The organism is Acinetobacter sp. CS-2, from assembly GCF_016599715.1.
GTDB lineage: Bacteria > Pseudomonadota > Gammaproteobacteria > Pseudomonadales > Moraxellaceae > Acinetobacter.
Map to the genome: position 1 here is coordinate 3021893 of NZ_CP067019.1, position 23278 is coordinate 3045170.

23 protein-coding genes and 2 tRNA genes are annotated in these 23278 nt (G+C 41.9%); 11 read left to right on the forward strand and 14 right to left on the reverse strand.

The genetic code is table 11. The features are described 5' to 3' along the window. Positions 1 to 61 precede the first annotated feature (61 nt). From fadB to JFY49_RS14885, 3 genes are all read left to right on the forward strand, one after another. Complete coding sequence (gene fadB, locus JFY49_RS14875; protein WP_166170683.1) at positions 62 to 2215, forward strand: fatty acid oxidation complex subunit alpha FadB; 2154 nt, start codon at positions 62 to 64, stop codon at positions 2213 to 2215. Between the two features lie 12 nt (positions 2216 to 2227). Beyond that, positions 2228 to 3400: an acetyl-CoA C-acyltransferase FadA gene (gene fadA / locus JFY49_RS14880; RefSeq protein ID WP_166170684.1), complete on the forward strand. Its 1173-nt coding sequence runs from the start codon at positions 2228 to 2230 to the stop codon at positions 3398 to 3400. Positions 3401 to 3526: 126 nt separating this feature from the next. Then, positions 3527 to 5245: an AIPR family protein gene (locus JFY49_RS14885; RefSeq protein ID WP_200223322.1), complete on the forward strand. Its 1719-nt coding sequence runs from the start codon at positions 3527 to 3529 to the stop codon at positions 5243 to 5245. A gap of 135 nt (positions 5246 to 5380) precedes the next feature. Here JFY49_RS14885 and tehB read toward each other — a convergent pair whose 3' ends face one another. After that, complete coding sequence (tehB, locus tag JFY49_RS14890) at positions 5381 to 6256, reverse strand: SAM-dependent methyltransferase TehB (protein WP_166170686.1); 876 nt, start codon at positions 6254 to 6256, stop codon at positions 5381 to 5383. A 203-nt stretch (positions 6257 to 6459) separates the two neighbouring features. After that, entirely contained in the window at positions 6460 to 6732 is a 273-nt protein-coding gene (locus JFY49_RS14895; protein ID WP_086197715.1) for a hypothetical protein, read from the reverse strand. Between the two features lie 397 nt (positions 6733 to 7129). On the opposite strand from JFY49_RS14895, the gene JFY49_RS14900 reads away from it, so the two are divergent. Next, positions 7130 to 7738 carry a hypothetical protein gene (locus JFY49_RS14900; RefSeq protein WP_166170687.1) on the forward strand — a complete coding sequence of 203 codons (609 nt, stop codon included), beginning with the start codon at positions 7130 to 7132 and terminating at the stop codon, positions 7736 to 7738. A 94-nt stretch (positions 7739 to 7832) separates the two neighbouring features. Here the strand turns inward: JFY49_RS14900 and JFY49_RS14905 are convergent, their stop codons facing one another. From JFY49_RS14905 to JFY49_RS14935, 7 genes are all read right to left on the reverse strand, one after another. Then, positions 7833 to 8363: a hypothetical protein gene (locus JFY49_RS14905; protein WP_180041987.1), complete on the reverse strand. Its 531-nt coding sequence runs from the start codon at positions 8361 to 8363 to the stop codon at positions 7833 to 7835. Between the two features lie 271 nt (positions 8364 to 8634). Further along, the gene (locus JFY49_RS14910; protein WP_200223324.1) at positions 8635 to 9369 is read right to left on the reverse strand and encodes a class I SAM-dependent methyltransferase; all 735 of its coding nucleotides are present in this window, start codon (positions 9367 to 9369) and stop codon (positions 8635 to 8637) included. Between the two features lie 387 nt (positions 9370 to 9756). Further along, positions 9757 to 10785 (reverse strand): transposase, encoded by a 1029-nt coding sequence (locus JFY49_RS14915; RefSeq protein ID WP_200223267.1) that lies wholly within the window; start codon positions 10783 to 10785, stop codon positions 9757 to 9759. Between the two features lie 39 nt (positions 10786 to 10824). Then, entirely contained in the window at positions 10825 to 11301 is a 477-nt protein-coding gene (locus JFY49_RS14920) for a hypothetical protein (RefSeq protein ID WP_227609483.1), read from the reverse strand. Positions 11302 to 11632: 331 nt separating this feature from the next. Continuing rightward, a tRNA-Phe gene (locus tag JFY49_RS14925) sits at positions 11633 to 11708 on the reverse strand. 135 nt (positions 11709 to 11843) lie between these two features. Beyond that, positions 11844 to 11919: transfer RNA gene (locus JFY49_RS14930), tRNA-Phe, on the reverse strand. 195 nt (positions 11920 to 12114) lie between these two features. Then, positions 12115 to 12492, reverse strand: a complete 378-nt coding sequence (locus JFY49_RS14935) for a GNAT family N-acetyltransferase (protein ID WP_166170689.1) — start codon at positions 12490 to 12492, stop codon at positions 12115 to 12117. 88 nt (positions 12493 to 12580) lie between these two features. Here JFY49_RS14935 and hisB point away from each other — a divergent pair, with 88 nt between their 5' ends. The 5 genes from hisB (at position 12581) to JFY49_RS14960 (ending at position 16354) form a co-directional block, all read left to right on the forward strand. Next, a complete protein-coding gene (gene hisB, locus JFY49_RS14940; protein ID WP_086197720.1) occupies positions 12581 to 13174 on the forward strand; it encodes an imidazoleglycerol-phosphate dehydratase HisB in 594 nt (197 codons plus the stop codon). Continuing rightward, on the forward strand, positions 13174 to 13791 hold the full coding sequence (gene hisH / locus JFY49_RS14945) for an imidazole glycerol phosphate synthase subunit HisH (RefSeq protein WP_166170690.1): 618 nt from the start codon (positions 13174 to 13176) through the stop codon (positions 13789 to 13791). The genes hisB and hisH overlap by 1 nt, the downstream gene beginning before the upstream one ends. Positions 13792 to 13896: 105 nt before the next feature. Further along, positions 13897 to 14574, forward strand: coding sequence for a 3'-5' exonuclease (locus tag JFY49_RS14950; RefSeq protein ID WP_166170691.1), 678 nt, complete (start codon positions 13897 to 13899; stop codon positions 14572 to 14574). Between the two features lie 67 nt (positions 14575 to 14641). Next, a complete protein-coding gene (gene hisA / locus JFY49_RS14955) occupies positions 14642 to 15373 on the forward strand; it encodes a 1-(5-phosphoribosyl)-5-[(5-phosphoribosylamino)methylideneamino]imidazole-4-carboxamide isomerase (protein ID WP_086197722.1) in 732 nt (243 codons plus the stop codon). 78 nt (positions 15374 to 15451) lie between these two features. After that, positions 15452 to 16354: a DMT family transporter gene (locus JFY49_RS14960; protein WP_166170692.1), complete on the forward strand. Its 903-nt coding sequence runs from the start codon at positions 15452 to 15454 to the stop codon at positions 16352 to 16354. A gap of 184 nt (positions 16355 to 16538) precedes the next feature. On the opposite strand, the gene JFY49_RS14965 is transcribed toward JFY49_RS14960, so the two are convergent. Both JFY49_RS14965 and JFY49_RS14970 read right to left on the reverse strand, forming a co-directional pair. Further along, positions 16539 to 17951, reverse strand: a complete 1413-nt coding sequence (locus tag JFY49_RS14965) for an NAD(P)/FAD-dependent oxidoreductase (RefSeq protein ID WP_166170694.1) — start codon at positions 17949 to 17951, stop codon at positions 16539 to 16541. A 47-nt stretch (positions 17952 to 17998) separates the two neighbouring features. Continuing rightward, positions 17999 to 19330 carry an APC family permease gene (locus JFY49_RS14970; protein ID WP_180041985.1) on the reverse strand — a complete coding sequence of 444 codons (1332 nt, stop codon included), beginning with the start codon at positions 19328 to 19330 and terminating at the stop codon, positions 17999 to 18001. Between the two features lie 96 nt (positions 19331 to 19426). On the opposite strand from JFY49_RS14970, the gene JFY49_RS14975 reads away from it, so the two are divergent. Next, positions 19427 to 19786, forward strand: a complete 360-nt coding sequence (locus JFY49_RS14975) for a helix-turn-helix domain-containing protein (RefSeq protein WP_166170698.1) — start codon at positions 19427 to 19429, stop codon at positions 19784 to 19786. A 309-nt stretch (positions 19787 to 20095) separates the two neighbouring features. On the opposite strand, the gene JFY49_RS14980 is transcribed toward JFY49_RS14975, so the two are convergent. Genes JFY49_RS14980 through JFY49_RS14990 form a run of 3 tightly spaced genes read right to left on the reverse strand, consistent with a single transcriptional unit; the run spans position 20096 to position 22108 of the window. Next, a complete protein-coding gene (locus tag JFY49_RS14980) occupies positions 20096 to 20488 on the reverse strand; it encodes a DUF4870 family protein (protein ID WP_166170700.1) in 393 nt (130 codons plus the stop codon). Between the two features lie 31 nt (positions 20489 to 20519). Then, complete coding sequence (locus JFY49_RS14985; RefSeq protein ID WP_086197727.1) at positions 20520 to 21143, reverse strand: DUF1294 domain-containing protein; 624 nt, start codon at positions 21141 to 21143, stop codon at positions 20520 to 20522. A gap of 14 nt (positions 21144 to 21157) precedes the next feature. Continuing rightward, positions 21158 to 22108, reverse strand: a complete 951-nt coding sequence (locus JFY49_RS14990; RefSeq protein ID WP_166170702.1) for a homoserine kinase — start codon at positions 22106 to 22108, stop codon at positions 21158 to 21160. Between the two features lie 110 nt (positions 22109 to 22218). Between JFY49_RS14990 and hisF the strand changes: the two genes are divergently transcribed. Further along, positions 22219 to 22980 (forward strand): imidazole glycerol phosphate synthase subunit HisF, encoded by a 762-nt coding sequence (gene hisF, locus JFY49_RS14995; protein ID WP_320159621.1) that lies wholly within the window; start codon positions 22219 to 22221, stop codon positions 22978 to 22980. Positions 22981 to 23278: the final 298 nt, after the last annotated feature.

Here is a 23278-nt window from a genome sequence, read left to right on the forward strand (position 1 = left end):
AAAAGGCGTACATGCTTCACAACATCAACTTAGAAGTCCTCCAAAATAAAGGAGATCAGGCATGATCCACGCTGGCAATGCCATTACCGTCCAAATGCTTTCGGACGGAATTGCAGAATTCCGCTTTGACTTACAAGGTGAGTCGGTCAACAAATTTAACCGTGCAACAATTGAAGATTTTAAAGCTGCCATTGAAGCTGTAAAAGCAGATAGCACGATTAAAGGTTTAGTTGTTACTTCAGGTAAATCAACATTTATCGTTGGCGCAGACATCACTGAATTTGGTGAAAACTTCGCTCAAGGCGAACAAGCGATTGTGGATTGGGCTTTGCCTGTTCACGACATCTTCAATGCATTTGAAGATCTAGAGATTCCTAAAGTTGCTGCAATCAATGGTATGGCATTGGGCGGCGGCTTTGAAATGTGCTTGGTCTGTGACTACCGTGTGATGTCAGAAGCTGCTCAAGTCGGCCTTCCAGAAATCAAACTGGGCATCTACCCTGGTTTCGGTGGTACTGTTCGTTTAAGCCGTGTTATTGGTATCGACAATGCGGTTGAATGGATGGCAATGGCTGTGCCTAAAAAACCTGCTGCTGCACTTAAAGACGGTGCTGTTGATGCGGTTGTGGCTGCTGACAAACTTACTGACGCTGCGATTGACCTGGTTAAACAAGCACTTGCTGGCCGTGTAGACTGGAAAGCAAAACGCCAAGAAAAATTAGACCCTATTAAATTGAACCCGCTTGAACAAATGATGGCGTTCAATACGGCGAAAGGTGCGGTACTTGCGAAAGCAAACCCTGCTCAATACCCTGCGCCTAAACTTCTGCTTGATTCATTACAGGCAGGTGCAAGCCTTCCACGTAACGAAGCATTAAAAGTAGAAGCTGAAGGTTTTGCTAAAGCTGCGGTAACTCCACAAGCTGGCGCGTTGATCGGTCTATTCATCAACGACCAAGTGGTGAAGAAAACTTCTAAGAAATATGAAAAAGGTGCTCATCCTGTAAACCAGGCCGCTGTACTTGGCGCGGGTATCATGGGTGGTGGTATTGCTTACCAAGCGGCAAGCAAAGGCACACCAATCATCATGAAAGACATTGGTAACCCGCAACTTGCACTGGGTATGAAAGAAGCGAATGGCTTGTTAACAAAACAAGTTGAACGCAAGAAAATGAAACCTGCGCAAATGGGTGAAACCCTTGCTCGCATCCGCCCGACTTTAAGCTACGAAGAGTTTAAAGAAGTGGATATCGTGATTGAAGCGGTAACTGAAAACCCTAAAGTGAAAGGCATTGTATTGGCTGAAACTGAGAAAAATGTTCGTGAAAACACGATCATTGCATCAAATACCTCTACGATTTCAATCACCCGTCTGGCTGAAAACCTGCAACGTCCTGAAAACTTCGTCGGTATGCACTTCTTTAACCCGGTACACATGATGCCACTGGTTGAAGTCATTCGTGGTGAAAAAACTTCTGCTGAAGCGATTGCAACCACTGTGGTTCTTGCTCAGAAAATGGGTAAAACCCCAATCGTGGTGAATGACTGCCCGGGCTTCCTGGTGAACCGTGTATTGTTCCCTTACTTCGGTGCGTTCGACCTTCTTCTTAAAGATGGTGCTGACTTCCAGCAAATCGATAAAGTAATGGAAAAATTCGGCTGGCCAATGGGCCCTGCTTACCTGATGGACGTTGTGGGTATCGACACAGGCGTTCACGGTGCAGAAGTGATGGCCGAAGGCTTCCCTGACCGCATGAAACCGGACTTCAAAGGTTCGATTCAAACCATGTACGAAGCAAAACGTTTGGGTCAAAAGAACGACGTTGGTTTCTACAAATATGAATTAGACCGTAAAGGCAAAAAAGCCAAAGTGGTTGATCCAACTGCTTATGAGCTGGTTGCTTCTGTGGCAACTGCGGAAAAACGCGAATTCGATGCTCAGGAAATCATTGACCGCATGATGCTGACTTTCTGTAACGAAACGGTTCGTTGCCTGGAAGACAACATTGTAGCAACTGCTTCTGAAGCAGATATGGCGATGATCATGGGTGTCGGTTTCCCACCATTCCGCGGTGGTCCATGCCGTTACATCGACCAAACAGGTGTTGCTGAATACGTTGCACTTTGCGACAAATACGCTCACTTAGGTAAGGCTTATGAAGCGCCACAAATGTTGCGTGACATGGCTGCTAACAACAAAAAATTCTACGGTTAAGGAGCAACGTGAATGGCTACTTTAAATCCGCGTGACGTTGTCATCGTTGATGGTGTACGTTCAGCAATGGGTAAATCCAAAAACGGTATGTTCCGCAATGTACGTGCTGACAGCTTGTCTGCTGAATTGGTTCGTGCTTTGGTTGCCCGTAACCAGTTTGATGTCAACGAAGTTGAAGACCTGATTTGGGGCTGTGTCAACCAGACACTTGAACAAGGCATGAACATTGCCCGTAACATTGGTTTATTGGCTGACTTGCCTAAAACTGTTGCAGGTCAAACGATTAACCGTCTTTGTGGTTCTTCAATGCAGGCAATCCATGCTGCGGCGGCACAAATTGCAACCAACCAGGGTGATATCTTCATCATCGGTGGTGTTGAGCACATGGGCCACGTTGGCATGATGCACGGCATCGACATCAACCCAGAAGCATCTAAACATTATGCAAAAGCGTCTAACATGATGGGCTTAACCGCTGAAATGTTAGGTCGCATGAACGGCATTACTCGTGAAGAACAAGATGCGTTTGGTGTTGAATCTCACCGCCGCGCTTGGGCTGCAACGCAAGAAGGTCGTTTCAAAAACGAAATTATTGGTGTTGAAGGTCACGACCAGAACGGTTTCAAAATCCTGTGCGACATCGACGAAGTGATTCGTCCAGATGCCAACCTTGAAGCATTCCAGGCTTTACGTCCAGCATTTGACCCGAAAGGCGGTACAGTGACTGCTGCAACATCTTCAGCATTGTCTGACGGTGCATCTGCAATGTTGTTGATGTCTGCTGAACGTGCGCAAGCGCTTGGTCTTAAGCCACGTGCTGTGATTCGCTCTATGGCGGTTGCAGGTTGTGACGCTGCGATCATGGGTTATGGTCCAGTTCCAGCAACTCAGAAAGCGCTAAAACGTGCGGGCTTGTCGATTGCTGACATTCAAACTATTGAATTAAACGAAGCGTTTGCTGCTCAAGGTTTGTCAGTTCTTAAAGGCTTAGGCATTTATGACCAGCAAGACCGTGTGAACTTGAACGGTGGTGCGATTGCACTGGGTCACCCATTGGGTTGTTCTGGTGCGCGTATCACAACCACGTTGCTGAACGTGATGGAACAGCAAGATACACAAATCGGTCTTGCGACCATGTGTATTGGCCTTGGTCAAGGTATCGCGACTATTATCGAACGTGTTTAATGCTTAATTAAATACTGAGATATAAAAAACCCCGCTTATTGCGGGGTTTTTTTTTGAATATTTAAATATAATTCAATCACTTGAAATTAATAAATAACAGTAATAACTGATTAACAGGGTAATAAAGTGCATATTGTGTTGAAAGGAATAGTTGAAGACTATGCAAAAAGCTTCGATTTGGATTCAAGTGATATTAGTAAGAATTTTGAATATTTTGTTAATTACCTGTTAGCTCATAAAGAATTAGGCCACATAGTACAGCCCAATGAATTAACAACATCTGAAGATGATGCATCGCTTGATGGGATCGCTATATTTCTAGATGGTAATCTAATCACTTCATTAGAAATGGCAGAAGAAATACTGTCTGATAAAAAAAGAAAAGTAGATGCAAAAATTATTTTAACGCAAGTAAAAAGTGGTGAAAGCTTTGAAAAGGATGATATTGCTAATTTTCTATCCGGTATATTGAATTTTCTTACTCAAGATAACTTTTACCCACAAGGTACATTTAACCAAATTAGGCATGAAATTCTTTTTCAAATTTTAAAAAACGTAAAAAATATACGTAATGGCTTACCCGATATAGCTGTTTACTTTGCAACAAGTGGCATTTATCAAAAATCAGATGAACATGAAGCAATTTTCAAACAAATAAAATATGAAATTGAACAAAAAACTTTTTTCCATCAGGTGAAAGCTGAACCACTAGATAGAGCTAAATTAATTAGTTTATATGATGATACGAACAAAGATATTCAAGCTAAATTAAAATTTCAAGAGTTTTTTGCTATCCCATCAATGCCAAATATTCCTCAGTCATATTTAGCTTTAGTTAATGCTAAAGATTTCATTGATTCAATATTATTCGATGAAGACAAAAATATAAAAAATAATATTTTTGAAGAAAATATACGTGCTTATTTAGGTGAAGAAGTTTATGTAAACTCAAATATAAAAAAATCACTTGAAGAAGAAAAGTCACAAAAAATATTTTCTGTATTAAATAATGGAATTACCATTATTTCGCCTGATTTAGCATTTTCCCCAAGTGATAAAACTATTGACCTAACAAATTATCAAATTATCAATGGATGTCAAACTAGTAATGTATTATTTGAAAATCGGGACATTATTAATGATGATACAAAAATTATCGTTAAGTTTATCTCGACTACTCATGAAGAAACTATTACAAAAATTATATCATCTACTAATAATCAGTCTAATATCGACAACAATGCATTTCTTGGTCTAAAAGAAAAAACTCGTATGGTTCAAAGATATTTTGAAACCATGAACAATACGGTAGGTGATGAAAACAGAGTATATTTTGAAAGAAGGCAGAATGAATACTCTCAATCAGATTATCAAAAATCACGTATATTTGATCTAAGAACTGTAGTACAGGCATATAATGCAATGATACTTGAAGAACCATTTAACTCATCTCGTTACGTGAAAAAAATATTTGAATCTAATGAGTTATTTAAAGATGATGATGAAGAAAGCTTATACTATATCTGTTCATTAGCTCTGTATAAAATTCATGTAGCTATTAACAGTAAAAAACTTAAATACTCAAATTTAAAATGGCATGTCTTATTCATTATGAAATATGTGGCCACAAAATCTAATAAAAATTGGACACGTAATAGTAAAAAATCAAATCAAAATGTGAAAAAAATTATTGAAACCTTAACTGATAAAGAAAAGTTTGAAAATGCGCTAAATGAATGCTTAGCTATTATTGAATCATTACCTATTCCAACTTCTGATGAAATAAAGAGACAAAAATATACAGCTGATTTAAGAAGTAAAACTTTTGAATACTTAAATTTTTAAGAAAAATTACCTTTTAACGATATTTGACATAAGCTAAAAAAGATGTCCTGGTGACATCTTTTTTTGATTTTGGAGTGTTTAAAAAATTAGGTACTATTTTCCTTACTGCTCTAAATTCAAGAACCTTAAAGCCTCTTAAATATCCTCAGCAACTTTCTGCGCCAACAATGTCGCAAAATGCTGTTTAATCCTATTTCCCTGTGCATCTACCCGATGCAACTCACCGACATTTTCATTATATTTCACAATGTTCCAGCCCTCATAAAGCGCACTTAACTCCCCTGCTTTAAAGGCAAAAGGAAAGTCAGGCTGTGCCGGAAGGTCGTCCGTATTCATCGCACAGACAATCAGGTTATAGCCTCCCGGAACAGTCGCTTGTTGCATCTGCTTAATCAGAGGTTTCACCGTTTGGGCTTGCAAGAACATCATCACCACAGTACAGCAAATAAAATCATAACGGCCGGTAATACTTGGGTCTGCATTTAAATCACGCTGTTGCACCTGAATATTATCAATCTGCTCACTCTGAATAATCTGCCTCAACTTTTGCAGGCTGTTTTCATTGACATCCCAGGCATCCACCTCAAAACCATGCTGACTTAAATACAGCGTATTACGCCCCTGCCCGCAGCCAACATCGAGGGCACGGCCACCTTGCAAATATGGCGTAGCAGCCAGAATTTCAGAGTGCGTGGGTGAAAGCTGATATTTTTTATAAAAATAATCCTGTGGCAGACAGTAAAACTGTAGCTGACATTCAATGTCATCACTGGCAGAAACAATTTTATGCCATGCTTGCGGTTCAATAAACGGAGGTTGCTGCTCTAGGCTAAAAACATGCTCAGACTTTACGGCTCCCGATTCCTCCAGCATGGCAAAATGCAGCTCACCCTTGAATACGGTTAATTTTGCCCAGGTACCGGCTTTGGTATTGTGCTGGTTTTTAAACCCTTGCGGGATACTCTGCTGTGTCCAGACAGGAAGTTCTTTATAACAAATAAGCTGTTGCATAAAAGGCTGTACTCCAAAGCATCGGTCGGTGGTCGGGCTGACTCAATCAGTTGATGATCTATGTTTTAGCATAGCCCGTTCCACAGCAGAATGAAATAAGCCAATGAGATGCCATTCAGGCAAACTAAAAACCCTATAGAAAAACAAAAACTGCCCGATACGGACAGTTTTTGGGGAAACTTTAAAAGCGAGATAAATATTTTTTAATGCAGCAGTTGTTCGCGCAACCATTCCATATATTTTTCTTGGTCCATAAAGTCAGGGGCGCTACCGGTATCCAGACTGTAATACTGCTGATTGAACTGAATCACAATCTGCTCGGTATGATGCCAATCTTCAATCATTTTAAAGTATTGATTAAAGAAAAAACGGTTTTTACCCCAATTGTTCAGGCTTTCCAGTTTTGGGTATTTTTTATTTTCAACAAATTCACTGTATACATGCTGAATATCATCAAAAACGTGTAGGGTTTTCATGACTCACCTGCCTAGATTTTATAATGTGACCTTTGCAACGGTTTTAATCTAGCAACCGAATTTGAATAACAAATGACAGTCTTATTGCAAAACTGTCATGTTTAAAAAGATGAAACGCAGATATTCAACGGCATGATCGCTTTGCCGGGAAAAACGCAAGAAAAACAAATCATGTGCTCATCAAAAATATCCATTTCTCTTTAATTTAACCCGGACCCAACTAAAAACTTAAAAGCAATGTAACTCACCTGCAACATCATGTTATCCATCTGTAATTTTAGTTGAATATTCACACAATTAGGCCCAACTAACGTGTTCCCTTTTAAAAAATGAATCGCCCTAGCGTTAATATAACCAGTACAAAAAACCTCTTAATTCTCACGATTGAGTAATTCCCATGAATATGATTAAAACTGCTATCACTATCGCTGTAGTTGCAGGTACAACCTCTGCTATGGCTGCTACTGCTGTAGAAACCACGCCAGCTGCCAAGGTTGCCGCATTAAAAGCACAAGTAAAAGCAGACACCATTCAAACCGCAAGCACTGTTAAAGCAGCAGCTGCTACAACAAAAGAAAATGTTGAGCTTAAAAGCAAAACTGCTGCACATAAAACTGTCGCTGCCAAAAATGCAACTGTAGCCAAAACAGCTAAGCTAAAAGATGCCACTGTTGCTAAAACCGTAGTAGCAAAAGAAAAAGCTGTCGTTGCCACTCAAACTGCCGCTCACAAAACAGAAGCCGCTAAAGATGCCGCTGTAGCTAAAACTGTAGCAACTAAAGACGCAGCTGTAGCAAAAGCGGTGGAAGCGAAAGACGCAACTGTTGCTAAAACTGTTCAAGTAACAGATGCCACTGCTGCTAAAACTGTCGCTGCAAAAGATGCAACTGTAGCCAAAACAGCTGAAGTAAAAGAAAGCGTTGCTGAAAAAGCAGATGCTGCTAAAACTGAAGTCAAAGCTGAGAAAAAAGGCTTCTTCTCTTGGTTTAAAAAATCTGCGGCTTAATCTGCATCGCGCATTTTAACCGTAAAAAGGATGCCATTCATGAGCATCCTTTTTTAGTTAGCGTGAAAAAGATGGTGATCCACATACTGCCCAACTAGCGAATAGCATTATTCGGTGTATTGGTTCGCTGTTGTTGCAACTGTCTGATGATGTCATTTTGTGAGGTATTTTCCAGAATACCCAAGGAAAGTTGCTCTCTAGCGATTTGTACATTGACTGCTCTACGGTCTATCCCAAAAGGTGCAAGAATAATATACAGACCTTCTCGTGGATCAGGTGACTGCAAACCGCGGGCAATCGCCAGAACATATTGCTGCAATACCCATGGCAAGCTGTTGATGTCTGGCATAGGTGCTTCAGGAACTAGATCGATGGTCATCAACATAGTGGGGTCAACCACAAAATTTTGTGTATCTAGCTGGATCTGCATAATTCTATGTTGCAAAACTCGCTCTCTTTGAGGATCTTCACGATATTCAATAACTCGCGTGGTTTCAGCGCTTAACTTGGAGTCTGTTAAGGGGATTAATCCGGTAGTATCCGTTATATCGGCAAAAGCAGAGGAAATAGAAAAGCTTGCGGTAATCATGACAATTGCGCAGGATAAATTTTTTAGCAGCTTCATGGCAGTTCTACTCAACAATGAATTGAAGTAAATAAACAACCGTCGACAGCTATAATTGTATAGTTTATGCGCTTTTCAGCCACTTGCCCCGGACCAGTGGTCTTGCAAGACATTCTAACTTTCGTTAAAAAACCGGTTCATTTCACCTACTGAAAAAACATCAAATCTGCGTCTATAAAAAAGTGCTGTGCTGAACCATGTTTCTATAAATCAGATTTTTATCTTCTCCTGCTTAGGCTGCCCTGCTGACATAAAAATTCCGTCATAATCTTTATTTTTCTCGCATTCCGACGCGCAAAAGTACAGGAAATGTTACATCTAAGTATTCTGGTCCTGCTTGCAAAACCTCTGAAATCGGCTGCAGCGGGTCATCCGTGTTGTGGTCGTGATAATGCTTGAGCGCCGACCAGGTGTTTAAATAACTGATCAGCTGCTGCGGAGTCCATCGATATTCCAGGCGCAGCTCTGGAACTGCCTGCTCATAAAAAAGAAACGGAATGGTTTGATACAGCTCATCAATATAACGGCGTTCACGATCCCAATACTCTTTTAAGGTTTCAGCATACAGCTGCTGAACCAAGGCATTGATTGCCGCATCCTGAACCTGAATGAGACCATAGCCAATAACCGCCAGCACCCCTTGAGGTTTAAGCACCCGTTTGACTTCTTTATAGAATGCATCGAAATCAAACCAGTGAATCGCTTGTGCCACCGTCACCAAATCGACGGAGTGCTCCGGAATCGTGGTCTGCTCTGCCACCTGTAGCTGATAGCTGACATTTTCAAAATAAGGGGCCTGCTGTAATTGCGCTGCGCTAATATCAGTCGCCACCACATGCTCGAAATACGGTGCCAGAAGCTGGGTAAACTGCCCCGAACCGGCACCACAATCCCAGGCAAAAGTTCGTTCAGGTACATGCTTTAAAATTTCCTGGACAATTTCTGCAGAATAAGCCGGACGGGCCTGTTTATAGCGCAAGCTGTCATCAGAAAACAGATCTTTCATTTAACGATGCTCATAATATTTATAAATTTAATCAATGACCTGATCAATCCTAAAACTGGTCTGGGCAATGAGCACCCGCTGATTATTCAATTGATAATATTTAACATCGTATGGAACCAATTTCCAGCTCTGGGCAGGATTAAAACTGACACGGCGATTCCCGACTGGCTGAGCATGTAACGGAGTAATGATCTCTGAAGAACATGACTAGCTCACAGGCTGAAAACAGCCCCAATTTTCAACTGCGCAGGCATTTGCCACTTTCTCGCGGCGGCAAATATAGGCTTCGCTGGCAAAGCTAAGGATTTTTTCAAAAGAAAAATGATTACTTTTTCGGTGTCGGTAGCTCAGGTACAGAAAAATTATTTATATAGGACTTACGCAGTATTATTTATAGATTCTCTGTGGTAGCAGATGATTTTTATCGAGAATAAAGTCATCAATGAAGTTTTTGATCATTGGTCTAAATAATTTCTTCTGCCAACGATATACATTTTCAAAGATCCGCTCAAACTGGTTCTTTTGTATCTCGACGTAGGCCATCAAGGCTGAAAAAATATGATTCAAAATCAGTTTAGATCGTCTTACTTGAAACTTTTCAATATGACAAACCTGTTTAATCACCCGGTGATATTGTTCTATTTTCCAATGACTTGAATGTAATTCATGAAAACTCTCAAAGGACAATAAATCATCTTCATCTTGATGCACAATATAAAACCTCTGCTGTTCTTTTAACTGAGTCTTAAATAATTGTACAAAGCCAAAATCTTTGAGCCAGACCACTTGACCCTGATGGAAATTTGGCAATAAACGCAGTTGAAACCATTGTCCTTTTTCTGGGGAAACCTTACGGTTACAGTCGATACCAAACATAAATCGAATACCATATTTTCTTATGGTTTTTAGATTTCCAGTCGATGAATACCAACTATCACCTGTAATAAATTGAATCTTTGCACCCCAACTGAGTACTTCACTTAACATATCCATAAAGTAATCATTCTTGGTTTTACTTTCAGATTTGTCATAAATTCGGAAATTAATTGGAATATTTTGACCATTTTGATCTGTCGCATACAAGGTAATGAGATTAATACCCTTGACGGATCGGTGGTGTTTGCCTGACCAAAAATAGCTAACTAAGTCCATATGCTGACTATACGGTTTATCTAAAACAGTATCATCAATACTGACTATAAGTTTATTATTATCAATATGTTGAATTGCTTCTTGATATAGGTCGTGAGGTGTGTAGTCTTCACGCTCTAGAAAGCGATTTACACTATCATGCGAGATGTTATAAGTCTCGGCAAGTTGTGTGCAGCTAATAGAGTTCGGTTCTGTCATGAGAAAGCCCATATAAATGGGTAGAGTACAAGTTGCTGTAGAAGCATTTTTAATTCGTCTGATCACAGATACTTTATAAAGTATTTTAATACTTTTTTGAATCCGTCAATGCGTAAGTCCTATTATAGAATGTTCAATCGTACCAATGCTGACATTTTTCAGGTCGAGCTGTATATGCATATCACGATCGATGGGCTGCATACTGTTGCTATTGCTACGATCAATATGCTGCATACTGTTGCTACGGTTTATACCAAAGGGTTGCAACATAATATACAAGCCTTGTGTAGGATCACTCGACTGTAAACCCTGAGCAATACTCAATACATACTGTTGTAGAAAGGGCGATAACGAATTTAGGTCGGGTTGTGCTTGTAAGGGCTGAATTTCCAGATTGGCAACCACATGGCTGTCGATCATAAAGTTTTGTGCTTCACGTGAATTACGAATAACTTGATGCTGTAAAGCACGGAGATTTTTTTCATCATTCTGATACGGCACAATCCCGGTTTCTGTACGTAACTCTGGCTCGGCCAGTACGTGCAGGGTGGGTAAGGTCACCGCGTCATCCGCGTGGACCATCATGCTCCATGGACAGCCCAATATCAGCAGCAAAGGATATATTTTTATAAATTTCATAAACTTGCCTCGCAACGTAATTTCAGGACAATGCAGTTTTACACCATGCAAGAAAAAAATTTTTCACTGCAACCGTATACGTTTTATAGCCTACCTGAAAATCAATTTTGGCTCACCTTGACTCGGATAAACGGTCTTTTTCACTTTCTTAAATCTATTATGGGTATGCAATTTTTCTTGGAATTTTAATGCGCTTTGCATGTAATTATAATTCTCTATGACCAACCTAGAGGCGAAAAAAAACCTCAAACAGTGTTTGAGGTTTTTTTGAATATGGTGGCGAGACCCAGGATCGAACTGGGGACACACGGATTTTCAATCCGTTGCTCTACCTACTGAGCTATCACGCCGATGCGGTGTATTAAGCCGTATCTGTTCTCAATAGTCAATATAATTCATGACATTTTTATTTAATCGAATATTTTTTACCCAAAAAAAATCCCTGATGGGATCAGGGATTGAAATCTTGAAATAGATTTTAAATATGGTGGCGAGACCCAGGATCGAACTGGGGACACACGGATTTTCAATCCGTTGCTCTACCTACTGAGCTATCACGCCGATGTCGCGTATTAAACAGTTTAAGTGTTTTTCAGTCAAGCAGGTTTTTAGCTTTTTCAAGCAAGTGCTTACTTTTAAGGCAAATTGATGTTTATTTGCTTATTTTTTATTTAAAATTCAATGGATCATCTAAGCCAGCATTATTTTCAGGCATAAAAAAACAGCACCATGGCTGCTTTTTTATTTTTATCAGGCTTAAATTTTTTCCAGATGTGCCAGACAGCGATGAATGGCTCCACAGCCCGGTTCAAACCTCTTCACGCCTTTTTCTTCTTCCATTCGGCACACTTCACTGACCAGTCGTTCTGCGACTCCACGTCCACGGTTAGCTGGATGGACCACAATATTTTCCAGCGTCCGGCTTTCCCCCTGCCCGGTACACCAAATTGCCCCAATCAGTTTAGTATTAAATTCTGCTGTGTAAACTAAGGTATACTGAGCCAAGTTTTGCTCTAGTTGTTCAATGGCATCCTGCCCATCCCCAAATTCCGGGCTGGTGTCATACAGTCGCTCAAGCTGGCTGCGCACTTCGTCATTTTCTAGTGAAGTATAAGCATGTACGGTAATAGGCATTGATTAACCCTCCTGAGCAATCTAATATGCGATAATTTCGTCATCGCGAAAAAAACATTTTACATCATCGTTTTTGAGGAACGTGTCTATGACGCAACGTATCAGTGAAGTGGTAAGAAACACTAACGAAACCAAAATCCGAGTTCGTGTGAATCTTGATGGTACAGGTCAAGGCACTCTCAATACAGGTGTTCCATTTTTAGATCATATGATTGATCAAATCAAGCGACACGGCTTATTTGACATTGATATTCATTGTGATGGTGACCTGGAAATTGATGACCATCACACCGTAGAAGACTGTGGTATCACTCTAGGTCAGGCATTTGCCCAAGCCCTGGGTGATAAAAAAGGCCTACGTCGTTATGGTCACTTCTATGCCCCACTGGATGAATCTTTAAGCCGTGTTGTGGTTGATTTATCTGGTCGTCCGGGCTTGTGGATGGATATTCCATTCACTCGCGCACGTATTGGCAGCTTTGATGTTGATCTATTCTCTGAATTTTTTCAAGGTTTTGTGAATCACGCCTTAATGACCCTGCACATTGATAACCTGAAAGGCAAAAACAGCCATCACCAGATCGAAAGCGTATTTAAAGCATTTGCCCGCGCACTCCGTATGGCCTGTGAAGTCGATCCACGTGCAGAAAATACTGTTGCTTCAACCAAAGGTACTTTGTAATGACCCGTATTGCCCTTCTTGACTATGGTATGGGAAATTTACACTCCGCAGCCAAAGCCCTGGAACATGTCGGCGCAACTGTAGATGTTACCAATGATCCCAAACTGATTGCCCAAGCCGATAAAATCGTCTTTCCGGGTGTCGGTGCCATGCGTGACTGTATGCAAGGCATGCATGAAGCAGGTATTGATGAAGTGGTACGCCATGCCGTATTCAATAAGCCTGTGCTGGCGATCTGTGTCGGCATGCAAGCCTTAATGCAACACTCGGAAGAAAATGGCGGTTCAGATGCGCTAGGTATTTTTGCCGGTGAAGTAAAGCGTTTCCCGGATATGGCCGGTTTAAAAGTGCCACACATGGGCTGGAACCAGGTGCATCAGGCAGACCCAAGCCATCCAATGTGGAAAGACATTGAACAGGATGCGCGTTTCTATTTCGTGCATAGTTTCTATGTTGAACCTGAAGACAAGAGCATTGTGGCAGCCACCTGTGACTATGGTTTAGAGTTCTGTACGGCGCTGCATAAAGAAAACCTGTTCGCTACCCAGTTCCATCCGGAAAAGAGTCATACTGCCGGTTTGCAGTTACTGAAAAACTTTGTGGAATGGGATATCTAAGGCTCTTCCAACTTATTTTAAAAAGCTCACTTCGGTGGGCTTTTATTTTGCCTAAACTCGGAAAAACCATTAAGCTGATTTCAGACCAGTTAGCTATTGATGATTATGGAAGAGCCGCTACTTCAAACCCTGCCCAGCAAAGAACAGATTCAGGCCTTCCCTCCATTTAAAAACCTTCCGATGCAACAGATTCAGGTGATTAACAACCTGGAACAATGTCATGCTTTGGAAGCAGAATTAACACACTGCGCAGTACTTGGTTTCGATTCTGAATCCAAGCCCACATTTAGAGTCGGTGAAGTTTCCACGGGGCCACATCTGATTCAATTGGCGACCTTAGACAAAGCCTATCTGTTCCAAATGAATGATGAGATTTGGGAATTTTTAAAGCCGATTTTTGCCAGCCGTGACCAGATTAAAGTTGGCTTTGGCTTAAAAAATGATGCCCATCTATTCCGTAAAAAAGGTATTGAACTAAACAGTGTGATTGAACTGTCGAAATGCTTTTCTGCTTTTGGCTTTACCAATCCAATGGGACTGAAAAATGCCATGGCACTTCTATTTCAGGTGAACTTTCCCAAAAGTAAAAAAACCAGCACCTCGAACTGGGCACGTAAAACGCTGACTCCTCAGCAGATTGACTATGCGGCTGCCGATGCCTATGCCCCGGTTTTAGTGTTTGAAGAATTACTGCGCTTAGGCTTGCTGCCCAAACATATTCCCAATACCACATTAAAGTTACGCATTCGCCCCAACAAAATAAAAGCTGCAACTCATGCTTAGAGATTTGCCAATACTTTGCTAAGATGGAACACAATGAATTCAATAAGATTGGGCAAGGAGCGAAAGCATGCTGATCATCCCTGCAATTGACCTGAAAGATGGCAAATGTGTCCGTTTAAAACAAGGCCGTATGGAAGACGATACCGTATTCTCTGACGATCCGGTTGCAACTGCACAGCATTGGGTCAATGAAGGCGCACGTCGCTTGCATTTGGTGGATTTAAACGGCGCTTTCGCAGGTACACCGATTCATAAACCTGTGGTTGAAGCCATTGCCAAAGCACAACCAGAGCTGCCAATTCAAATTGGTGGTGGTATCCGTTCACTGGAAACCATTGAACATTATCTGGATGCCGGTGTGTCTTTTGTGATTATCGGGACCAAAGCAGTTCAAAATCCTGAGTTTGTGGAAGAAGCATGCAAGAAATTTGCCGGCCACATCATTGTCGGTATCGATGCCATGAATGGCATGGTGGCAACCGATGGCTGGGCCAATGTCACAGATGTAAAAGCGACTGACCTTGCAAAACGTTTTGCTGATGCTGGCGTATCAAGCATTGTCTATACCGACATTGCACGTGACGGTATGATGCAGGGTGTAAACATCGAGCAAACTGTTAACTTGGCGACTTATTCAGGTCTTCCTGTGATTGCCTCTGGTGGTGTGACCAATCTGGATGATGTCCGTAACTTGAAAGGCCAGCCGGGCATTTTAGGTGCCATTACCGGTCGCGCCATTTACGAAGGCACACTGAACCTTCGTGAAGCGCAATTACTGTTAGATGAACAATCACTTTAATTCCGTGATGTATCTCCAAGAGGTCTTCGGACCTCTTTTTTATTTCTGATATTTTTAAAAATCACTTCCTGTGTAAGCATGTCCTATTTTCCCTCTTGCCTGAAAGCCAAAGCACCGCAACTTGCCTTAATTTTAATTACCCTGGTTTGGGGTGGCTCGTTTATCACCGTGCAATATGGCTTAAACTTTGCCAGCCCGATGTTTTTCGTCGGTTGCCGTTTTGCTGCTGCCATGTTGTTTGTCAGCCTGTTTTCCTGGAAGGATTTAACCGCAATCCAACTGAAAGAAATTGCCGCAGGAGCTGTCATTGGTCTGGTGATTGCGCTGGGTTATGGCACGCAAACCATTGGACTACAAAGCATCAGCAGCAGTGAATCGGCTTTTTTAACCGCGCTGTATGTACCTCTGGTGCCGATTCTTTTATGGCTATTGTTCCGTAAAACCCCGCAATTCATGACCTGGTGTGGCACAGTGCTGGCCTTTTTAGGTCTGGTCTTTTTAACCGGAAATGGGTTTGGTGCAATCCAGCTGAGCTTTGGTCAGATCATTACCCTCTTGGGTTCAGTCGCTATTGCGATGGAAATTATTCTGATCGGATTTTTTGCCGGTAAAGTCAATGTCCGCCGTGTCACCGTGATTCAACTCGGCTTTGCCTCGATTTTTGCTTTTTGCATGATGCCTTTGGCTGGTGAAAGCTGGAATCCAGTTTTTTCCTGGCCTCTGGTGATCATTTTAACTGGCTTAGGTTTTGCTAGTGCCGCCATTCAACTGGTGATGAACTGGGCACAACGTGCAGTCGACCCTGCGCAAGCTGCCATCATCTATTCCGGTGAGCCAGTTTGGGCAGCTTTAATTGGTCGTATTGCGGGGGAGCGTTTGCCCTTACTGGCCATCCTTGGTGGGGTGTTGGTGGTTTTAGGGGTCATTGTCAGTGAATGGAAACCGAAGTTTTTGAAGAAAAATAAAGAAGTGAATCCTTAAAAGATCTCTTTCTGCTGAATATTTCTCTAAAGAAAATTCCTCATCTTCCAGGAGCGGTTAGGAAAGGTTAATTTCAAGAGCACGAGAAATTCGAATTTTTCACTGAAAATATTGCCCTCTCCCCAATCCTCTCCCACAGGGAGAGGAAGAATCATTATCGGTTTTTGTGGAAGGAAAGAGATATTTAAAACGACACCATCTTCCCCGGATTAATCAACGCACCCAATCCATAGGCGCTTTTTGCTACCGGAATGACCACGGGTGCCAGTGCACGACCAAACAGAATATCCTGATGATGAATACGGGTCAGCATATTAAAGTCATCCGCTTTGCCACAGAAATCATCAGCAATCGCCTTACCGATACGTACCGTTTGCGCCACGCCATGACCGCTCCAGCCCTGTACGGCATAGATGGGGAATTTGTTACCAAACTTACGGCTATCTGCCGCGCCATTCATGGTCAGGTCAGTGGTTCCACTCCAGACAAAATCCAGCTCGACACTTTTTAACTGCGGAAATACATGTTGAATCCGGCCCAATAAATACTGATGGGTTTTTTCAGGATTCCAGCATGAACCTGTCCCCTCCCCACCAAACAGCAAGCGGTTTTGCGATACACCACGATAATAGTCGATCTGGAATTGCGTATCATAGACAGGTGCATCTGTTGGTAATAATTCTTTTAAATCAAATTCTAATGGAGCTGTGGTACAGACATAGGTATAGAACGGAATCGTGGTCTGATTATTCTTTTGCAGCAACTTAAAGGAGGCATGATGCACCCCCATCACCACACTTTTACGGGCTTTGATCACGCCACTGGTGGTGGTCACATAAATACCATCTTCCCGTTCTTCTACTACAGTGACTTCAGTTTGCTCATAGACTTTGCCGCCATTTTTACAGAAACCATAAATGAGACCGCGGTTTAAAGCCAGGGGATGAATATGTCCACCCAGAGCATCCAGCAAACCACCACAATAATTGTCAGAGGCAATGTGTTCTTTCAGCTCATGCTTGCCCACTACTTGAGTATGGGCCTCACCCAAAAACTTGCGTGCATCGGCACCTTGAGTTAAACCAACCAGATGCCCTTCATGTACGGCAGCGGTGATATGGCCACGTTTACGCTGCAAGTCCAGATTGTATTGGTCTGCAATCGAATCAATTAAGGACATCGCTTCGGTTGAGGTAAAGTGCCAGAGTTTTTTGGCATCTGCATAACTGAAATGTTCAATCATTTCTGCCGCTTCCCAACGTGCCAAGCCTGGGGTCAATTGCCCGCCATTTCTTCCAGAAGCCGCACTGCCAATCCGGTTTTTCTCGACCAGAACCGTCTCCACCCCCTGCTCAGACAGATGTAAGGCCGTCGAAGCACCCAGCAAGCCGCCACCAATCACCACCACATCACATTCAATATCGGCACTCAAGGCATCAAACTGGTGCCATTGTTCCAGTGAACTTTCATAGTAATTCGCAGGATGCCCAAATGCACCATGCTTTGGATTAATCCAGTTCCATTCCTTGCCACTTTGCTGGTTTATGCTGGCTTTAAATTCTACGTCATTTAAAAATACTGGCTTTTGTATATTCATGTTCACTCTTCCCATCTTCAATTCATTTCAAAATTTGCGGCAATCTTTTAGTAGGCATTGCCAATCACAATGTTTTGCTTTTTCAGTTTTTTGTACAGGAAGATCACAATCCCGACAGACAGCCAGCCACAACCAAACAACAGTGCGGAACGCTCCAGGTTGAACCATAAACACATGATCACGCCGACCGAAATAAACGGTAAAATCAGGTTTAAAAAGATATTTTTCATCCCGTGGCGTTGCTGCTCACGGACATAGAATTTGACGAAAACTGAAAAATTGACTGCGGTAAAGGCAATCAAGGCCCCGAAACTAATCATGCTCACCACAGTTGCCAGGTCAAGGGCGATGGCCGTCAGAGAAATCAAACCAACCAACAGTACTGCATAAAGCGGTGTACCTAATTTGCTGTGAACTTGCCCAAAAGTTTCTTTATGAAAAATACCATCTTTACCCATAATATGAATCAGACGGGATGCACTGGCATGGGTTGCCAGACCTGAAGCAAAGGTATTCATAATTTGTGCACACAAAAATACCGACTGGAACAATGCTCCACCGACATACAGCACAATTTCAGGCAAGGCTTCATCCGGGTTGTTAAAACGGACATTGCTTGGAAAATAGAGTTGAATAAACCAGGATGCCGTCAGGAAAATGATACCGCCTGACAGTGTAGTGAGCATCACCGCACGTGGAATGGTTCGTTTCGGATCTTGAGTTTCATGCGACATGGTGGTCACCGCATCAAAGCCCAGAAATGAAAAGCACAGGATGGATGCCCCTGCAATCAAGGGTAGGATGGAGCTGTCACCATTAAATAACGGCGCAAGAGTCAACACATGCTCATAACCTTGTCCCTCACCTACACCGCGAATCACCAGATAGATGAATAGCACCATCAGTAATAAAGGTGCGATCACAAAGACTAGACTGAGATTGGCAAGGAAATTAATGCGGAAACAGTTAATGAGTGTGACCAGGCCTGCAAACAGCGTGACCCACATCCAGTAAGGTACGCTGGGAATAACCGCTTCCAGATAAATCCCGGCCAACAAGGCATTCACTAAAGGCAGCAAGATGTAGTCGAGCAAGGAACACCAGCCCACAAAGAAGCCAGCTTTGGCTCCACAAGATTCTGCGGTGTAGGTATAGGCAGAACCGGGTTTTTCAGTTTGCCGGCTAAAGCGTGCATAGCTAAATGCAGTCAGCAGCATCGCCACCAAAGCAAAAATATAAGCCAAGGGTACCCGGCCATCGGTGATTCCGGACACAATACCAAAAGTATCAAACACCACCATTGGGGTCATATAGGCCACACCAAGGATGACGACTTGCCATAACGACATTTTTTTGAAAGAGACTTGTGTTTTCTCCATAGCTGTCACCTGAACATTATTTATTTGAGTTATTTGTTCATTTGCAACGACTATGCCATATAATAAAAAATAAATATTTAATCCTGGTACGAGTAAATGCCAAAGTACAGTTTAGAAACTCGAAAAGCAGCCATTCAAATGTATAAAAAAACTGATTACAAAGTTGCAGTATGCAAAGAATTCAACATTTCTCGTGTGACACTGGATGCATGGATCAAGCTGGAAGAAGAAACCGGAGACTTAGTGCCAAAACCGGCAAAAAACCGCGGTGCACCGAGTCATATTAAAGACTGGGATGAATTTCAAGTATTTGTAAAAAATACAAAATTTAAGAATATTAGCGACCTTGTAATATTATTTGAGCAACGTTTTGGCTACGCAGTTTCGTATGCGGTTTTGGTGCGCGCAATTCATGTTTTAGGACTACGCCGCCGTCGCGGTCGATTTTATTCTTAAGCCTAAAACCCGTCTAAATTAAAATAAAAAAAGAAATTAAATTTATATAAATAAATGTACATTAATGTAAAGTTATTTTATTAAAAATGTAAACTATAAATATTAAAAAAGTAAAACTATTAAAATAAAAAAGTAAATTTTAAATATTAAAAAAGTAAAGTAAATTAACTAAAAAAGTATGCTATAAAAGTTAAAAAGGTAAACTGATTTTTTACAAAAGAATTAAATTAATGCATCTGTTTAAACAGATGATTCATTATAGCGCATAAAAAAGGTGGCTATTGCCACCTTCATTTTTTAGATCTGTTGTTATTGATACATAGGCTGATTGTCATTCAAACAAATAATACCGCGAATAGCACGATAGACAATCCAGATCCAGGAAATGCCAATCACCAGCAAACAAAATACACTTGCGCCTAAGGCAACCCCAGTAAATACATCCATGTTTTCACCGGTAAAAAACAGGAAAATAAAAGGAATAAAGGCAATCAGGTTCCAAAACAGATACCACCAGAAGGTCCGGATTTGCCAGCTAAAATGGCTTTCAAAAATGGAACCCCGTACATCATTGCGCTTTATATAGTTAATGATCAGGGCAACAACGGCCAATAAGCCTCCCGTAAAAATGGCAATAATGTACAGGATATAAAGAATTAAAGTCAGGGTACGGTTGGGATCTTGATCGATAGAATAATTCATTATTATACCTTTTAAGTAATCGTTCCCCCTTTTAAAATTTCAGCACATTAAAAGGAGAAATCAGCCATAAAATCAAAAGTATGTTTAAGGCTATAGTACAAAAATAAATCTTTCTAAAGGGTTGTTTTTGTGTTTTATGACGCAGCTTTTCCTGAGCCAGCCATGCCGTAGGCCAGCCGCCCAGAAAAGATAGCAGATGCAGGGTTTGCTCGGGTACGCGGCGATTACCTTGCAAGGCAGCTTCTTTATCTTGAGCGTACATCCAGTAAGTGATGGCATTAATGATGCTAATAAATAACAGCACCATGCCACTTAATAAACCCGCTATGGTAAACACGGCCAGAGCCAAAATATAACCGATACAGGCAATTTGCATCGGTTTTAATTTTTGTGCCGGTTGCTTGGAGAGCTTTGGCTTGCTCACATTTTTTTTGGTTTGTGACGCTTTAAGATAAGTCACCTGCTGGGCACGATAACGTCCATCTCCATCCAGCAAGACCGTATATTCAAGCGCACAACCCACAATCGGACGGGGCCCTTGACGGGCAAAATCCTTAATGTGTAGAAACACGCGATCTTTCGAGGCATCATTGGGCTGAATAAAACCATAGCCTTTTTCATCAAACCATTCGACCAATCGCCCCTGATCACGCATTTTTATATCCTATATCAAGCCGTCACAAATTTTAGTCGTTCTACCAGCATATTACGCATTTCCAAAGGATTTTTCTGAAGAATATCATCTCCTGTACGTCCTTGTTGTGCATTTTTTTGTGCGACTTGTAAACGCATCAGCCAAAACCGTGCTGCCGCCATGGCCAGATAAATTTCCAGACAGGATTTTTCATCCTGAGTCAGAGGACGCACCGTTTCATAAGCTTCTAAAAAAGCGTGGGCTTTCGCTTCATTTAAATGCACCTCGGGATATTCGGTGCAGAAGTCATTTAAGGTAATGGCAATATCAAACAGAAATTCATCTTTGTTCAATTCGTAAAAATCCAGGATTCCTTTCAATTCGTTGCCTTCAAACAAGGTATTGTCACGGAACAAATCGGAATGAATAAAGCCTTTGGGACGGTTTGGATAGACGGCAGTGAGTGCGTCATAAAGCCCCAGCACTTCACTGAGCAGAATAGAATCGGCAGGATTTAGAGTCGGTTTTAATTCTTTCGCCACTTGCAGCCAGTAATTGTGGTTACGATATGCAGCTCGTTCCAGCGGAAAATCCTGTAGAGCCACATGGATTTTCGCCTGAGCCACAGCAATGGCCTGTGCCTGTTCCAAAGTTGCTGGCATGGGATGCTTGCCCATCATGCGTGGTGCAATCTGCGCAGGCTTACTTTTTAAAGGATGAATAGCCTGCCCTGCATAATTTAACGGTACAGGCACGGCTAAACCTTGCTGACCTAAATGCTCCAGTACCGGAACCAGTTCTGCTGCACCCTGCTCATCCATCTCTTCAAATACGGTCAGCACATACTGCTTTGCATTTTCACAGACTAAAAAATAGTTGGTATTCTGAATCCCGCCTTGAATCGGAATCAGCTCCAGCACCTCTAATCCATAAGGTGCTGCAAACGCCTGAACTTCCTGTAAAGTCAAAGGGGTATAAACCGACATAGAAAACCTGCAAAAAAACTTACATAATTTTGATAGAATACCTGCTACAACTACCAAGGTGTAGCACCTTCGTGGCGAAGTTTCATAATCGGCTGTTATTTTTGGAAAAAATTATGCTTGCTAAACGTATTATTCCTTGCCTTGACGTAGATAATGGTCGAGTGGTGAAAGGCGTACAGTTCCTTGATATTCGTGATGCAGGCGATCCGGTCGAAGTAGCACGCCGTTATAATGAACAAGGTGCCGATGAAATTACCTTCCTGGACATTACTGCAACCTCAAGCGGTCGCGATACCACTTACCGTACCGTTGAACGCATGGCAGAAAGCGTCTTTGTTCCCTTAACTGTAGGTGGCGGTGTGCGTAAGGTGGAAGATATCCGCCTGTTGCTGAATGCCGGTGCCGATAAAGTCAGCATTAACTCGGCTGCGGTATTTAACCCGGAATTTGTTCAGGAAGCGTCGCAACGCTTTGGTGCCCAATGTATTGTAGTGGCGATTGATGCCAAAAAAACCGGCGACAATAAATGGGAAATTTTCACCCATGGTGGCCGTAAACCGACCGGCATTGATGCCATTGAATGGGCAGTCAAAATGGCTGATTATGGCGCAGGTGAACTGTTAATTACCTCTATGGATGCCGATGGTACCAAAGCCGGTTATGACTTGGCCTTAATGCGTAACATCAATGACCGTGTCACCATTCCAACTATTGCTTCTGGTGGCGTGGGTAACTTGCAGCATTTGGCTGATGGTATTCTCAAGGGTGGTGCAGATGCAGTACTTGCAGCTTCTATTTTCCACTTTGGTCAATACACCATTCAGGAAGCCAAACAGTATCTGGCTGCACAAGGGATTGAAATGCGTCTCTAAGAAGTGACACAAGTTAATCTAAAAAGAGTGGTCCTTTCCACTCTTTTTTATTTATAGACCAGCTCTGAAATCAGACCCGCATAAAAAGTGCAGATAAAAAAAGGGAGTCTTGAAGACTCCCTATAAACCAAGAAAACTACAGCGCGGTTTCTTGAAAAGAAAAACAGTAAAATGACATATACAGTGACTCGTCAACTTAACTGGGCCAGCCTGATTGCGAAAACAAATATATAACAAATAATAATAAAAACATTGACTATTAATACCGAAAATATTGACAAATTACGACAAGATCTCG